The following is a 15,783-nucleotide window of genomic DNA, read 5'->3' on the forward strand; positions in this document are numbered from 1 at the left end:
CGCGCAGGATCAGCCGATCCGACTCTCCACGACAGCCAGCGCCGCAGCCAGTCGTCCAACCGAGATGGACCATGACACAGCGCCGCTCACCTTCCCGCCCCATCGCCGCCGGCCTGTCCGGCTCTACCGCCCTTGCCTTGATCGCCACGCTGGCGATGGCCCCGCTGCCTGCCGCCGCGCAAGAGGGGGGCAGCGTCTTCCAGCACCTCGGCCGGATCATCCTTCGGGGCGAGGGCCTTGTGCGTCGGATCGAAAGCACCGCGGCCTCGGCCGAACTGGTCGATCAAGATGAGATCGAGGGCCTCGCCCCCGCCACGACCGTGACCGAGGCGATCTCGGACGTGCCGAATGTCCTGACCTATGGGGCCTCGGGCGTCGCGCCGACGATCCGGGGACAGGACACGCAGGGCCCGTCCACCGGGGCGCTGGCCTTTTTCGGCGGCACCACGCCGCGCGCCAGCATCGTTCAGGATGGCCGGGTGCTGAACTACAACGAATATGTCTACGGCGGCTCCAATGCCTGGGACGTCGAGGGGATCGAGGTCTATCGCGGTCCGCAGACCATCGCCCAAGGGGCCAACAGCATTGCCGGCGCGGTCATCGTCCATTCGAACCGCCCCAGCTTCACGCGGGAAGGCGCCGTGCGGGCCGAGGTCGGCACCAACGGTGCGCGGCGCCTGTCCTTCGCCTATTCCGACGCCCTGTCCGAGGATCTGGCCTACCGCATCGCGGTCGATCGCAGCCAGCGCGACAATGTGGTGACCTATTCGAACCCCGCCTTCACACAGCGCGACCACATCGACACCGACATCATGAGCCAGACCGCCCGGGCGAGCCTGCTCTGGCGTCCGGCAGATATCGACGGGCTTGAGGTGCAGCTCACCTTCTCGCACAGCCGGTCGAGCCGCCCGACCTCGGAAGCGGCGATGGCGCCGTTCGAGGATCTGGTGAATACCGGCACCTCCATGCCCGTTTTCGAGAACGAGAATGCCAGCGCCACCTTGGCCATCACGCAGGATTTCGGCACCGGCTGGGTGCTGAGTTCGACCACGGTTCTGTCGCGCACGCAGACCAACCGGCTAACCTATCCCTATACCGTCGGCTCTGCTGACATCGACGCCGACAATGTCTCGAACGAGACGCGGCTGACCTTCGGCGAGGACGGCGATCCGGTGTTCGGCACGATGGGGGTCTACCTCAACGGGACGGATCAGGTGGACTATCTCTACAGCGGTTATGAATCGCTGTTCGACGACCGTCGTCGGTCGGCCGGGGTGTTCGGCGAGGTCACCGTCGAACTGGGCGACCGCTGGTCGCTGGGCGCAGGCCTGCGCTATCAGCGCGACGAGATCCAGCGCTCGGGCACGGCTTATATCGGCTCGCCGGCGATCTATGGGGATGCGGCGGTCGACTTCGACGCGACTTACGACGCCTGGCTGCCCCGCGTCTCCCTGGCCTATGAGGTCAACGAGGGGCTGACCCTCGGTGGTCTGGTCAGCCGAGGCTACAATCCGGGCGGGGTGACGCTGAACTTCACCACCGGGCAATACGTTGAATATGCGCCGGAATATCTGACCAACTACGAGCTGTTCGCGCGGGCGAACCTGCTGGGCGGGGCGCTGCGTCTGAACGCCAACCTGTTCCAGATGGACATGACCGACGCGCAGCGCTTCGTCGCCGTGAACGTGGCCGGCACGCCGCAATCCTATACCGTGAACGCCGAGCGCGCCCGCTCGCGCGGGTTCGAGATGTCGGCGGATTGGGATGTGAGCGATCGCTTCCGCATGAACGCCGGTGTCGGTCTGCTGCAGACCGAATTCCTCGAGTTCAGCGCGTTGCCCGCCCGGGTCGGCAATGCCTTCGCAATGGCGCCGGAATACACGCTGACCCTCGGCGCGAGCTACGAATTTGCCAATGGTCTGACGCTGTCGGGTCAGGTCCGGCATGTGGCCGGCTACTTCTCCGAGGATGCGAACAGCACCGCCTATGAGATCGAACCGCTGACGCTGGCCAACCTGCGGCTGGATTATGAGATGCGCAACGGCATGACCGTCTACGGCTATGTCAGCAACGTCTTCGACGTCCGCCAACCGACCTATCTGCAGATGAACCGGGTGATCGGCGGGCTTGAGGGTTACATGACCCGCCCGCGCGAAATCGGCATCGGCCTCAGCTACACGTTCTGAGCCCGGTCATAGCGAAAGAAACGGCCCGCCATTGTGCGGGCCGTTTGTCGTTGGGGGTCAGTGGCTGTCGGCCCAGTCGGCAACCGCCTCGACCATGTGTTCGGCGGCGGCGACGGAGGGCGTCGCGACCAGCGCCGCGTCGAGGAAGATCACCCGATCCTCGCGCACCGGACGCAGGAAACGATCCCAGCCCGGCACGACGCGGTCCAGCGCCGCGCGCACCGCGCCCTCGTCCCGTTGCGCCTCGCCATAGCTGCCAAGCACGATCAACAGATCCGGGTTCAGCCGCAGGAAAACCTCGGTCGAGATCGGCGCCATGAAATTCGACCCCGGTCCGCTGAAGGCCCCGGCCTCGTCCAGCGTGGCGCGGTCGTAGCCCAGATCGGCCATCGCCTCGACAAGGCCCGAGGCCGTGCCGACCGCGCCGATCTGATCCGCGACCAGAACCGCCAGATAGGTGCCGCCCTCCAGCCGGGGCCGCAGGGCCTCGACCTGCGCGTGATAGCTGTCGAGCCGCGCCTGCAACTCGGCCTCATGCCCGGTGACGGCGGCGAGGTCGCGGATCACCTCGATCCCCTCCGCCCGGCCGGTCCCGACATTCTGGACATAGACCGGCGCGATGGTGGCGAGACGGTCCACCATGTCGAGGTTGTATTCGGTGGCGATGATCAGATCGGGCGCGAGGCTGCGCAGGCGCTCCAGATCCGGGGCGCCGGTCGGACCGATGCCCGAGGGCAGTTGTGCCGGCGCGCGATCTCCCAGCACGAGCGGCACGAAGTCGAAGCCGGCGTAATTGGTGCCGTCCTCGGCCCGCCCATAGGCGCCGATCACCGGGGCGCCAATATCCAGCAGCGGCACGCCGACCAACGGGTCATGCATCACCACCAACCGTTCGGCGCGGTCGGGCAGGGTGACGCTGCGCCCGGCGTCGTCGGTGACATCGTGACTTTGCGACAGGGCAGGGGTGGCGGCAGCAAGAGCCAGCAGGCTCAGCGTGGCGAGAAAGCGGTTGCGCATCGGCATCTCCGGTTCAGGAACGCGCGGCGGCGAATTGGCGCAGCCGCAGAAGGATGAGGAAGGCGGGCACGCCGACGACGGACAGGGTCAGCCCGATCGACATGACCAACCCCGGCTCCAACCCGCGCGAGAGGACATCGGCCCCCAGCACCAGCACGCTGCCGGTCAGCCCCGCCAGCGTCAGCCGTGCCCGCCCTGACGCGCCGGTCATCGCACCCGCAAGGTTCGGCGCCATCACGCCGAGGAAAGCCAGCGGTCCGACCCATTGCAGCGCCGCCGCGCTGAGGCTGACCGCGGCCAGCATCACCCCCAACCGCAGCAGCGGCACCGGCAGGCCAAGGGTCGCGGCGCGCTCGTCGCCCAGAACCAGCACCGACAGGCCCGGTCCCAGCATGACCAGCGCGGGCAGGGCCAGTGCGGCCCAAGGCCCGAAGGTGGCGATGCTGTCCCAACTGGCGCGAAACAGCGATCCCGCCATCCATTGCGCCAACATCGTCGAGGCCTCGGGCGGGGCATAGAGCATCAGGATCGTCGCCGCCGAGGACAGGGTGCTTTCCATCCCCAGCCCCAGCAACAACAGGCCCAGACCCTCGGCCCGTCCGGCCAGTGCCATCAGCAATCCCGCCACCGCCATGCCGCCGCAGACGGCCATCGGCGTGATCCAACCGGCTGGAAGACCGGGCGCAAGGACGAGGCACAGAAGCAGCACCAACATCGCGCCTTGGGAGAGACCCAGAAGGCCCGGATCCGCCAGCGGATTGCGCACCATGCCCTGCAACAGCGCGCCGGACAGGGCGACCGCGAACCCGGCCATTGCCCCCATCACCACGCGGGGCAGGCGGACTTCCCACAGGGCGAAGCTCTGGTCGTCGCTCAAGGGGCCAAGCAGGGCGGACAGGGGCAGCGATTGGTGGCCCAACGTGACCGAAGCGAGCGCCAGCACCAGCGCCGCCACCGTCAAGCCCAGCCCGGCCGAGAGGTCGATCACCCGCACAGTGCCGAGCCGCCGATGGCCGTCCAACCCCCGCCGCATCACGCTGCTCTCCGCAGGTACAGCCGGTGGACGATCAGCACGAAAACCAACCCGCCCAGCAGGTCCAGAACCACGCCGGTATGGGTGACAAAGGGCAGGAAAGCGCGCCGTGCCACAAGGTCGGCCAACAGGCACAGGCTTGCGTCCAGCAAAGCCGCGACCGGCACCAGCCGTGGCAGAGAGGCCCCGGCCATGGCGCGCGCCAGATGCGGCACGACCAGCCCGAGGAACGCGATCGGCCCGCTGACCGCCACCGCCGAACCGGCGGCCACGGCAACGCCCGCCAGTGCCAAGCGCGTGACGAGGGGCACATTGACCCCGGCCGAAGCCGCTTTCTCGGGGCCCAGCAGGATCAGGGACAGCGGCCGTGACAGGCTCCAGAGCATCAGCAGCGCCAAGGCCGTGATCCAGCCGGTATCCGCCAGCCGCGCGACATGGGCGTGGTTCACATTGCCGGTGATCCAGGCGAGGAATTCCTGACGTCGCAAGGGCTCGGCCAGCAGCAGCGCCTGCACCAAACCGCCCAACAACATCGCGACCAGCGCGCCCGACAGGATCAGCGCCGCGCCGCGCGGGTCGCGCGACAGGCCCACGCTACGGGCGACGGCGAGGGTCAGCGCGGGGCCGGCCAGCGCCCCGGCCAAGGCGGCCCAGCCCTGCGCGCGGGGCGCAAGGCCGAAGATCAGCGCCCCGGCGACCAGCCCGAAGGCCGCGCCCGCGTTGATCCCCAAGGTGGTGGGCGAGGCCAGCGGATTGCGCGTCAAGCCTTGCAGCACGACGCCCGACACCGCCATGGCCGCGCCGATCTGCAAGGCCATCAGCGCCCGGGGCAGGCGCTGGGTCAGCAGGATCAAGTGATCGAGGCTGTCCGGGTCCGGTGCCACCAAGGCGCCGATCACCAGTCCCGGCCCCATGACCTCGCTGCCGATGGCCAGCGAGGCGGCGAAACTCATCGCGCACAGCAGCGCCGACAGGGGCAGGGCGAAGCGGGTCACGGATGGGCGGGGATTTCGGGAACGCACAGCAGGCGCGCGCCATGGGGCAGGATCTCGACCTGCATATCGAAGGCCTGCGCGATCCGCTCGGAGGACAGCACCTCGGCCGGTCGGCCCTGTGCAATGACGTGACCGTCGCGCAGCATGACCAGCCGGTCGGCGAAGGCACCGGCGAGGTTGAGATCGTGCAACACGACGACGACGCGTTGCCCCTGCCGATGCGCCAGATCGCGCAGCAACGCGAGGATGGCGTATTGATAGCGCGGGTCAAGGTGGTTGACGGGCTCGTCCAGCATGAGCGTGTCGGCTTGCTGTGCCAGCGCCAGTGCGATGAACGCCCGTTGCCGCTGCCCACCGGAGAGGCTGTTCACCGGGCGCGCGGCGTGCTCGGTCAGGCCGACTGTCTCCAGCGCGCGGGCGAAGGCCTGTTCCTGCGCCGCAGCCTGCGAGGGCAGGAATCCTGACAGAAGCGAGCGGCGGGAATGGCCGGCCAGCGCCACCATCTCGGCCAGTGTCAGATAGTCGGGGCAGGTGGTCTCCTGCGGCATCCAGGCGATCCGCCGCGCCCGTTCGCGCCGGCTCATCCCGGCGAGAGGACGACCCTCCAGCGCCACCATGCCGGACGTCGTCTCCACAAGCCCCATCACCGCACGCAGCAGGGTCGATTTTCCGCAACCGTTTGGCCCCAGCAGGGCTGTCAGCTCGCCCGCTGCGAAGCCGGTGTCGATCCGATGCAGGACCGGGCGGCGGCCCAGCGTCACGCTCAATTCCCTTACCTCAAGCACGCTCGCCCCGCCTGCCGTCTCGCTTCGCATATCAGAATGCTTTCCGTCTTGCGGGATAGCGCGGGCTTTCGTAAATGCCAAGTGAAATAGTAAGGATTAGGAGCGCCCGATGACCTCTGCCCGGCTTTGTATTGGCATGACTCTCGCGCCGACGTGGTTGAACGGCCATGCGTGGCGGCGTCCCGACAGCGGGATCGAGCAGCTTCTCGACCTGTCCTATTTCCGCGACCTCGCCCAACGGGCCGAGGCGGCCGGCGCGGATTTCCTGTTCCGACCCGACACGCTGTTTCACCCCAACCTCGCCAATGGTCCGGGTGGTGGGGCCGGCGGGCTGGACCCGACACTGCTGATGACGGCACTGGCGGGCGCGACGACGCGGATCAACCTGCTGACGACGATCTCGGCCACCTTCCTGCCGCCTTGGTACGTGGCCCGGATGCTGATGTCGCTGAACTGGCTCAGCGGCGGCCGCATCGGATGGAACGTGGTCACCGCGCTGGACGGGCATCGCAACTTCGGGCTTGAGACCATGCCTTCGGGGGCGGAGCGCTATGAAAAGGCCGCGGAATTCCACGCGCTGGTGACACGGCTCTGGGACAGCTTCCCGGCTGAGGCCCTGCTGCAGGACCGCGAGGGGGGCCGGATCCTCGACGAGACGCAGATCCACCCGGTCGATCACGACGGCGCGCATTTTCGCGTCGAGGGGCCGTTGAGCCTGCCCGCCATGCCCGGTAAGCGCATCCCGATTTTCCAGGCGGGTGCATCAGAGATCGGGCGCGATTTCGCCGCCCGCATCGCCGACGGTGTCTTTGCCGCAACCCCGGACCGGGACGCCGCGCAGGCCTATCGCGGTGACATCCTGCGCCGCGCCGCGGGGCATGGGCGGGCGCAGGCGCCGAAAGTGTTGCCGGGGCTCAGCCTGTTTCTGGCCTCCAGCCGAGCCGAAGCGCAAGACCTGTTCCATGCCACCCATCGCGGCGCCGACCGCGCCCGCCGCATGGCCCGGCTGAAGCTGCTGACCGGCGTGGATTTCAGCGACTGGCCGGACGACCGTGCGGTCACCCTCGCCGACCTGCCTGCCCTGCCCGAGGGGTTGCACAGCCAGACGTCGGCGCTGCTGCTGCGGCGGATGATCGAGAGGGACCGACCGCGTCTCGATGACCTGCTGGAGCGACCCGAGACCATCGGCTCGCCGCATTGGCAGGTGATCGGCACGCCCGACGATGCCATCGACGCCGTGCGGGATTGGCAAGCGACAGAGGCAGCGGACGGCTTCATCGCCTTCCCGGGCGGATCGGTGGCGTGTCTGAAGCTGGTGCTGGACGAGGTCATTGCGCCGCTGGCGGATCCGGCCAGTCTTTGGGACTGTGACGCAGAACGACCCACCGGTTTCGCGGCGCTGTTTGGCGCCTGACTACTACCCGCAACAGGCAGGGGGGCCGGCAGGCACGGTGGTCACGGACCACCCTACCTGCCGCTGCCATGGACGAGGTCCATTCTTTGCATGGCGAGGCGCGCCGCTCAGAACGAGCGGCGATACTCGATCTCCATGCCATAGCCTTCGTAGTTGGACTGGCCGATCCCGTCGTAATAACCGCTCATCGAGAACTCACCGCCCGAGCGTGTCACATGCCGGAGGCCAAGATCAATCCGCGCCCGTGTGCCGTCGACCGCAGCGCTGTTGGCCAAGGCCAGACCACTCCCCGAGCTGCGCGTATGCAGCGCGGTGATGCCGCTCTCCATCGTCCACGCGCTTTGACCCAGCAAGATCGGCCAGCGTGCGTCGAGACCAAGCTCCACCCGCGACAAGGCGATATCCTGCGCGCCGATCACATTCCCCAGACTGTCCGTATAGGCGTGCTGCCGGTCCGTGGTATGCGAGGCCGCGACGGTCGGCATCAGGGTGACATCCTGCCAGGTGATCTCGCCGGTGACGCGCACCATCGCCAGCATCCGGTTGGTGTCGAAACGGTCCGTATAGGTGCCAAAGGGGCTGATCGTGTTGCGCGTCTGGCCCCATAGCAGCCTCCCCTCGAAATAGAGCGGATGATCCGCCAGACGTCCGACCACATAAGGCCCCGCCAGCCAACCGCTGCCCTCGATCCGGCCCGCGCCGTCATTGCGGGCGACATGGTCGAACTGCAGCATCATCCCCAGATACAGCCTGTCGTTGAGCCGGTAATGCGCGCCGGCGCTGCCGATCAGATACTCAGTATCCCCCATGGGATCGTTGCTGCGCGAGCCCCGAAGCTGCAGCCACAGCGGCAGGTCAGCGGTCAGCGCGCTCGACATGGTGCTCAGGCTGAACGTCAGGCCGTCATCGCGGGAACTGACATCCAGAGAGCCGCCACCGCAGCTGCCCTGCATGAGGCAGATTAGCCCCGGCTGGTTCGACACCAGCTGATCCGCGCGGTGCAGCATGAACCGGGCAATCTGGCCCTGCGTCTCGGCCACCGTCCGGTTCTCGATGCGCAGCACCTCGGAGGCGAGGTTGGGATTTCCGGCCAGGTCTTGGGCCGCACCCGCCGCAACCTGCAGTGTCACATCACCGCCGCCATCGGCCCGGATGGAAGCCGTGTAAAGATCGCCCGAGCCGCTGACACCGGTGACCCGCGCGTTCTGGATCACGATGCCCCCGGCGCCGAAGCCACTGACGGGTTCGGAGAACACGACCGTGACCGAGAAGCTGGCCGCCCCCGAGAAGGCCTCGGGCGCGCCGTTCAACACCACGCTCGGCGCCGCCCCGTCGTGCACGACGGAGATCAGGCTCGAGGCCTCCTCGTTCGCATTGCCGGCCGCATCGGTGAAGCTGCCGGCGGTGACCTGAGCGGACACGAGGCCATCCGCCAGCGGCGTGACGATCAGCGTGTAGGTCTGCCCGGCACCGCTCAGGGTCGCGCTGGCGTTGACCAGCTGCACGGCGGCGAGGGTGAAGTCGGTCGACGGCTCGCTGAGCGTGATCACCGCGGTGTAGCTGCCGTCGGTGGGGCCGGTGAACTCCGACAGCGTGACAGTGGGCGCAGTGCCGTCGAAGGTCTCGGCGACGAGGTTCGACGCAGCGTTGCCGTTGCTCACCGCATCCATCGCCACATCCGCCGGGATCTGAACGCTGAGGGCGCCATCCGCGTCCGGCGTCAGGGTGATCGTATAGACCGACCCGCTTCCGGCAATCGTCGCGCTGGCGTTGACCAGGGTGAGATCGGCGGCGTCGAGCCCCGTGACATCCTCGCTGAACGTGGCCGTCGTGGTGTAGACGCCCGCCACCGGGCCGGTCAGTGCGGACAGCGTGACCGTGGGCGCGGTGCCGTCGAAAGTCTCGGCGACGAGGTTCGACGCAGCGTTGCCGTTGCTCGCCGCATCCATCGCGACGTCCGCCGGGATCTGCACGCTCAGCGCGCCATCCCCATCGGGGGTCAAGGTGATCGTGTAGACCGACCCGCTCCCGGCAATCGTGGCGCTGGCGTTAACCAGGGTGAGGTCGGCCGCGTCGAGCCCGGAGACATCCTCGCTGAACGTCGCCGTCGTGGTGTAGACGCCCGATACAGGGCCGGTCAGCGCGGACAGCACGACGGTGGGCGCAGTGCCGTCGAAAGTCTCGGCGACGAGGTTCGACGCCGCGTTGCCGTTGCTCGCCGCATCCATCGCGACATCCGCCGGGATCTGCACGCTGAGCGCGCCATCCCCATCCGGCGTCAGGGTGATCGTGTAGACCGACCCGCTGCCGGCAATCGTGGCGCTGGCGTTGACCAGGGTGAGGTCGGCCGCGTCGAGCCCGGTGACAGCCTCGCTGAACGTCGCCGTCGTGGTGTAGACACCCGCCACCGGGCCGGTCAGTGCGGACAGGACAACGGTCGGCGCAGTGCCGTCGAAGGTCGTGGTGACGAGGTTCGAGGCAGCGTTGCCGTTGCTCGCCGCATCCATCGCCACATCCGCCGGGATCTGCACGCTCAGCGCGCCATCCGCATCGGGGGTCAGGGTGATCGTGTAGACCGACCCGCTGCCGGCAATCGTCGCGCTGGCGTTGACCAGGGTGAGGTCGGCCGCGTCGAGCCCGGTGACATCCTCGCTGAACGTGGCCGTCGTGGTGTAGACGCCCGCCACGGGGCCGCTCAGCGCAGACAAAGTGACCGTCGGCGCGGTGCCGTCGAAGGTCTCGGCGACGAGGTTCGAAGCCGCGTTGAGGTTGCTCGCGTCATCCATCGCGACGTCCGCGGGGATCTGCACGCTCAGCGCGCCATCCCCATCCGGCGTCAGGGTGATCGTGTAGACCGACCCGCTGCCGGCAATCGTGGCGCTGGCATTGACCAAGGTGAGGTCGGCGGCGTCGAGCCCGGTGACATCCTCGCTGAACGTGGCCGTCGTGGTGTAGACGCCCGCCACGGGGCCGGTCAGTGCGGACAGGACAACGGTCGGCGCGGTGCCGTCGAAGGTCTCGGCGACGAGGTTCGAGGCCGCGTTGAGGTTGCTCGCCGCATCCATCGCGACGTCCGAAGGGATCTGTACGCTGATCGCGCCATCCCCGCCGGGCGTCAGGGTGATTGTGTAGACCGACCCGCTGCCGGCAATCGTCGCGCTCGCGTTGATCAAGGTGAGGTCGGCCGCGTCGAGCCCGGTGACATCCTCGCTGAACGTCGCCGTCGTGGTGTAGACGCCCGCCACCGGGCCGGTCAGTGCGGACAGCGTGACCGTCGGCGCGGTGCCGTCGAAGGTCTCGGCGACGAGGTTCGACGCAGCGTTAAGGTTGCTCGCCGCATCCATCGCCACATCCGCCGGGATCTGCACGCTGAGCGCGCCATCCCCATCCGGCGTCAGGGTGATCGTGTAGACCGACCCGCTGCCGGCAATCGTGGCGCTGGCGTTGACCAGGGTGAGGTCGGCCGCGTCGAGCCCGGTGACAGCCTCGCTGAACGTCGCCGTCGTGGTGTAGACACCCGCCACCGGGCCGGTCAGTGCGGACAGGACAACGGTCGGCGCAGTGCCGTCGAAGGTCGTGGTGACGAGGTTCGAGGCAGCGTTGCCGTTGCTCGCCGCATCCATCGCCACATCCGCCGGGATCTGCACGCTGAGCACCCCGTCGCCGTCGGGCGTCAGGGTGATCGTGTAGACCGACCCGCTCCCGGCAATCGTCGCGCTGGCGTTGACCAGGGTGAGGTCGGCCGCGTCGAGCCCGGTGACAGCCTCGCTGAACGTGGCCGTCGTGGTGTAGACACCCGCCACAGGGCCGCTCAGCGCGGACAGCACGACGGTGGGCGCGGTGCCGTCGAAGGTCGTGGTGACCTGGGCGGCCGCGGCATTCGGGTTGTCCGCGAAATCGCGGGTCCGGCCAGCGGGCAGGTCGATTGTCACCGGGCCATCGGCGGTGGGCGTGATCTCCGCCGTGTAAGTCACCACGCCCGAGGACGCAAAGCTGGTCACCGTGCCATTGCCGATGAGCAGATCCGGCCCGACGAGGCCCGCTTCCGGCTCGCTGAAGGTGACGGTCACGGTGAACGGGCCGGCGACCAACGCCGGAGGCGTGGAGAGTGTCACCGTGGGCGCGATGGAATCGAAGACGGTCGAGGCGCTAGCCGACTCATTGTCGTTGCCTGCCGCATCCCGGACCGTGCCGATGTTCATCCCGACATTCACGGCGCCCTGATCGGTGGGGGTCACCGTCATGCGCGCCGTCGTTCCGTTATAGAAAACGGGGCTGCGGGTACCGTTCACGACGTAGACACCTGAGGAGTTGAACGTCGCCAGAGGCTCGTTGAACGAGAAGGTGACCTCGAAGGGGGCATTCACATGGGTCGGGATCGAGGAGATCGTGACAACCGGGCCCGTTCGGTCGACCGTGATGCTCACTTGGCTGGCGGCGATATTGCCGTTGCCGGCGCCGTCCTGCGCGACATCCGCGGCCACGTCGATCGTCAAAGGACCTTCCAAGCCCGGCGCGATATCCACTCGGTAGACCCGGGCGCTCGATGCGGAGAAGCCAGTGACCGAGCCATTGCCGATCGTGACGTCAGAGGCGGTGAAGCCGGTGACATTCTCGCTAAAGGTCAGTGTTGCCGTGAAATCGGACGCGACAAACGCCTGAAGGCCAGAGATCGTCACCGTGGGCTTAGTCCCGTCGAAACTCGCCGTGACTTCGTTCGAGGCGTCGTTGGCGATGCCGGAGGCGTCAGTGAAGCGCGCGGCATCGACCGAGAGCGCGACCGGGCCATCCGCCAGAGGGGTCAGGATCGCGGTGTAGTCGGTGCCCGAGCCGGACAGGGTCGCCGTGGCGTTGGTCAGCGTCAGGTCATCGACGGTGAAGTCGGTGCTGGGCTTGGACAGCGTGATCGTTGCACTGTAGGTGCCACTGGTCGGCCCCGTCAGGGGGGCGATCGTGATCGTCGGCGGAACAGCGGTCACCGTGAACGGCATGGAGGCGGAACCGGAATTGCCCAGACTGGAGGTCAGGTCGCCGGTGATATAGGTGAAATTCCCGCCGGATTGAGACTCGATATCAAACGAGACCGTGCAGGTTGCCCCGCCGGTCACAGAGCCCCCGGAATAGGTGAAGCTGCTGGTGCCGGCCGCGGCCGTGAGCGCGCCGCCGGTGCAGGTCGTCGCGGCATTCGCCGGGAACGCGATCCGCACGCCCGCCGGCAGATTGCCCGTCACATCCAGCGAGGACGCCGTGTCCGCCGAGTATTGGTTGTTGACGGTATGGGTCAGCGTGGCCCGTTCCAGAACCTCGATCGACGACGGCGAGAGCAAGGCGGAGAATATCGGCGGGGTGTTGGAGATCACGAAGGTGTTCACATTCGCGCCGGTCGGCGTCGTGTTGACCAACGCGTTGTCCCCGGCATCCGCGATATCCTGACCGGCCGCATGCGACAGGGTCACTGTCCCGTTCAGCGTCGCGAGGTCGCCTCCGGAGGCGGTGACGGTATAGGCGGCCCCGAAGCCCGAGACCCCAAGGAGCGCCGTGGTGCCGCTCAGGGTGAAATCGCTGGCATCGATGTTCCTGACCGGCTCGCTGTAGATCACGCGCCACGAGACGACGTTGGCACCCGTCGGCGAGCTGCTCGGGTCATAGCGCTGGATGGAGGTGACACGGGGCGCCGTGGCGTCGACTGCCGTGCCGGTAAGGGTGAAAACCAGCGATGGTGTGGAGGGATCGTTCGACCAGATGGTGTAGCTGCGCGAATAGGCACCGTGTGCGGCCGGGGTCACGGTGATGCTCACCACCGCATCCGAAAAGCTTATGGCCGTGGACTGAATGTTGGTTCCGGGCACCGACGACACCGCCTGGATGTCCAGCGCGCCACTGCCGAGGTTGTCGATGTCGATCGTGGCGTAAGCCGCTTGGCCCGCAGGCACGCTGCCCAGATCGTAGCTTCCGCCATTCACCAGGGTCGGCGCACCCGGCAATGCGGCGGTTCCGGGAGAGACCGTCCCCGAAATCTCGGGCGGCGTGCAATCCGGGTCAGTGGTCATGTCGACGCCCACATAGCCCGCAACACCGTAGGCCGGGCCGACCCGATCAGCGGGACCGTCCGGCCGGGTGGAGGTGTTCCAGATCGGGCCGCTGTTCCAAGGCGACGCCACCAGGCCCGCGTACAGGACACCATCGATCAGGAAGGTGTTCGGGAGATTGGCCTGGTGGGTCTGAACGGGAAGCGAACCGGGGCCAGGGTTGGCGTGTGTCGCATAGGCTCCGAAATATGCTGTGTTGTTCCAGAAGCCAAAAAGCAGGTTCGAAGACGGATCGGTTGTGGTGCTTTCGGCCGTGTAGCTGAACCTGAGCAGCGTGCTCGTTTCGTTGGCGTAAGGGCCCGCAATGCAATCGCCATCCGGCAGGAACTGATAACTCACCGACGGAGAGGTCCAGCCCTGCGCCAGGGCCGGCGATGTCATCGCAGCCACGGCGACCAGCAGGATCGCCAGCGCGCGACCGACGCGCATGGCCGGCGTGGAGCGCCCGCCACCAGCTCCGGCCGCCAGGACCAGCACATGCCAGAGGGCCCAAAAGGGACCCGATACAAAACGCGAAACGAGGCTGGTCATGGCGGTCCTGACGACTTTGAGACTGCTCACGTCCGGCGATGCCGAGAGGCGTAAAGCAGCGCATAAGTTAACAAATTCGCCTTGGGGTACCGCAGGGTCCTGCATCTGCCCATCCACGGATCCATGGAGAGTGCGTCGAAAAGGGGCGGTCACGATGCGGGTTTCCAGCGCAGTGTTGCGAAAGCAACACAGGCCGCTGCAGGCCGGCGAGGACCGAGAGTTTCCGCGGATGCCCCCTGTCCTGTGCAGAAATCTGCAGCTTCCTCCATGGATCCATGGAGGGCCGCGGACCAAACGCGGTAGCCAGACCCTGCCGGCGGCTGTTATCACGCCAATCAGATCGGGCCCCGGCGAGACGCTGCGGGCCGCGACATCGCCCACGCCAATGGCTGGAGTGCCACGCATGAATCCAGGACGTCCCAATCCATATGCCGCCGTGGCTGACAGCGTGCGGGGCAGCGGCGCGTCCTCCTCCATCGATGTCCTGATCGTCGAGGACAGGGTGGAAACGGCCAAGCGTCTGGCGAGTGCGGTCGATCAGCTGCCCCAGTTCCGGATCTGCGCCATCGCCCATACGCGACAGGACGGGCTCGCGGCGCTGGCCCATCATCGTCCCCGCGCGGTGCTGGTCGATCTGGGCCTGCCCGATGGCTCCGGCGTGGACATCATCCGTGCTGCCGATGCTGCGGACTGGGCCTGCGATGCGCTGGTGGTGACGGTGTTTGGTGACGAGGCCCGGGTGATCGACGCCATCCGCGCCGGCGCCAAGGGCTATGTGCTGAAGAACGACCGGCTGGAAGATATCGGCCGACGCCTGCGCACCGTTCTGGAAGGTGGCAGCCCGATCAGCCCGCAGATTGCCCGCTATCTTCTGGCCCTCGTCCCGCGCGGGGCCGCGCAGCAGGGGGGGCAGGATGCGCCAAGCGGCATCAGCCTGACCGCGCGCGAGCAGGATATCCTTCGCCTCATCGCCCGAGGGTTCAAACGGCAGGAGGTCGCGGACAAGCTCAACATCACCCTTGGCACTGTCGGCACCCATGTGAACAACGTCTACCGCAAGCTTGAGGTCAGTTCGAACACCGAGGCGGTTGCCGTGGCAAATCGGCTAGGCCTGTTTTGACCGACTTCGCCGAGGCCACCGGGGCGGACATCGCCCACCCGAGAACACTCGGTCAACGGCTGTGGGGCCATCTGGCCGTCGTGAGCTGGGTCGCCGTTCTGGTGCTGCTGCTGCAGGTCATCCCTTACCCGGATATCCGCGAGGCCCAACGGGTGAACACGGCCGAGATGTGCCTGCGGGACCGCCATCAGCCGCCGGGCGTCTGCCGGCTGGCCGAACCTGTATCCCTGCCCGCCGCCGTTGCCGGGGATGAGAACGATGTGGTGACCTTCAGCACCACCGTTCAGCTTGACGATCAGGACGCGGGACAGGCGATCCTGATCCCTCGGGCGATCGATGCGGTTCATGTCAGGGTCAACGGAGTGGACATGACGCCGACCCGCAGCCTCGACGCGCCAATCTGGCATGATTGGAACCACCCGCTGTACATCGGCCTCCCCGCGCCGTCTCTGCAGACAGGCGCGAACACCATCGACATCGAATTGCGCCGGGAAAATCAGGGGCGCCTGCTGTTGCATCCGTTCTACATCGGCTCGGCCGACCGGTTGCAGATGGAATGGCAGATCCGCTTTGCTTTCACGGCGGGGGCCAGTCGGATGAACTGAGGGATTTC

9 protein-coding genes are annotated in these 15,783 nt (G+C 67.3%); 4 read left to right on the forward strand and 5 right to left on the reverse strand.

Annotated elements, in window-relative coordinates; translation table 11 throughout:
• Positions 1-71 precede the first annotated feature (71 nt).
• On the forward strand, positions 72-2,186 hold the full coding sequence (locus tag BCY78_RS04065; RefSeq protein WP_068298218.1) for a TonB-dependent receptor: 2,115 nt from the start codon (positions 72-74) through the stop codon (positions 2,184-2,186).
• Between the two features lie 57 nt (positions 2,187-2,243).
• Here the strand turns inward: BCY78_RS04065 and BCY78_RS04070 are convergent, their stop codons facing one another.
• From BCY78_RS04070 to BCY78_RS04085, 4 genes are read right to left on the reverse strand one after another with little or no spacing between them, the layout of a single operon-like run.
• Positions 2,244-3,203 carry an ABC transporter substrate-binding protein gene (locus BCY78_RS04070; protein ID WP_068298221.1) on the reverse strand — a complete coding sequence of 320 codons (960 nt, stop codon included), beginning with the start codon at positions 3,201-3,203 and terminating at the stop codon, positions 2,244-2,246.
• A 13-nt stretch (positions 3,204-3,216) separates the two neighbouring features.
• Positions 3,217-4,236: an iron ABC transporter permease gene (locus BCY78_RS04075; protein ID WP_068298224.1), complete on the reverse strand. Its 1,020-nt coding sequence runs from the start codon at positions 4,234-4,236 to the stop codon at positions 3,217-3,219.
• Positions 4,236-5,231 carry an iron ABC transporter permease gene (locus tag BCY78_RS04080; protein WP_139103076.1) on the reverse strand — a complete coding sequence of 332 codons (996 nt, stop codon included), beginning with the start codon at positions 5,229-5,231 and terminating at the stop codon, positions 4,236-4,238. Before BCY78_RS04080 ends, BCY78_RS04075 begins: the two co-directional genes overlap by 1 nt.
• Positions 5,228-6,016, reverse strand: coding sequence for an ABC transporter ATP-binding protein (locus BCY78_RS04085; RefSeq protein WP_199523103.1), 789 nt, complete (start codon positions 6,014-6,016; stop codon positions 5,228-5,230). Before BCY78_RS04085 ends, BCY78_RS04080 begins: the two co-directional genes overlap by 4 nt.
• Positions 6,017-6,125: 109 nt before the next feature.
• Here BCY78_RS04085 and BCY78_RS04090 point away from each other — a divergent pair, with 109 nt between their 5' ends.
• On the forward strand, positions 6,126-7,430 hold the full coding sequence (locus tag BCY78_RS04090; RefSeq protein ID WP_068298229.1) for an NtaA/DmoA family FMN-dependent monooxygenase: 1,305 nt from the start codon (positions 6,126-6,128) through the stop codon (positions 7,428-7,430).
• Between the two features lie 107 nt (positions 7,431-7,537).
• Here the strand turns inward: BCY78_RS04090 and BCY78_RS04095 are convergent, their stop codons facing one another.
• Positions 7,538-13,996 (reverse strand): Ig-like domain-containing protein, encoded by a 6,459-nt coding sequence (locus BCY78_RS04095; protein WP_139103077.1) that lies wholly within the window; start codon positions 13,994-13,996, stop codon positions 7,538-7,540.
• A 457-nt stretch (positions 13,997-14,453) separates the two neighbouring features.
• Here BCY78_RS04095 and BCY78_RS04100 point away from each other — a divergent pair, with 457 nt between their 5' ends.
• Complete coding sequence (locus BCY78_RS04100; protein WP_083194808.1) at positions 14,454-15,170, forward strand: response regulator transcription factor; 717 nt, start codon at positions 14,454-14,456, stop codon at positions 15,168-15,170.
• The gene (locus tag BCY78_RS04105) at positions 15,167-15,775 is read left to right on the forward strand and encodes a hypothetical protein (RefSeq protein ID WP_068298239.1); all 609 of its coding nucleotides are present in this window, start codon (positions 15,167-15,169) and stop codon (positions 15,773-15,775) included. Before BCY78_RS04100 ends, BCY78_RS04105 begins: the two co-directional genes overlap by 4 nt.
• The last annotated feature ends 8 nt before the right edge of the window (positions 15,776-15,783 follow it).

The organism is Pararhodobacter sp. CCB-MM2 (assembly GCF_001691415.1).
Classification (GTDB): Bacteria; Pseudomonadota; Alphaproteobacteria; order Rhodobacterales; family Rhodobacteraceae; genus Pararhodobacter.

Excerpts from the sequence above, each read along its gene's own strand:
- BCY78_RS04065 (WP_068298218.1), top strand. The coding sequence starts at position 72 with ATGACACAGCGCCGCTCACCTTCCCGCCCCATCGCCGCCGGCCTGTCC.
- BCY78_RS04070 (WP_068298221.1), bottom strand. The coding sequence starts at position 3,203 with ATGCGCAACCGCTTTCTCGCCACGCTGAGCCTGCTGGCTCTTGCTGCC.
- BCY78_RS04075 (WP_068298224.1), bottom strand. The coding sequence starts at position 4,236 with ATGCGGCGGGGGTTGGACGGCCATCGGCGGCTCGGCACTGTGCGGGTG.
- BCY78_RS04090 (WP_068298229.1), top strand. The coding sequence starts at position 6,126 with ATGACCTCTGCCCGGCTTTGTATTGGCATGACTCTCGCGCCGACGTGG.
- BCY78_RS04100 (WP_083194808.1), top strand. The coding sequence starts at position 14,454 with ATGAATCCAGGACGTCCCAATCCATATGCCGCCGTGGCTGACAGCGTG.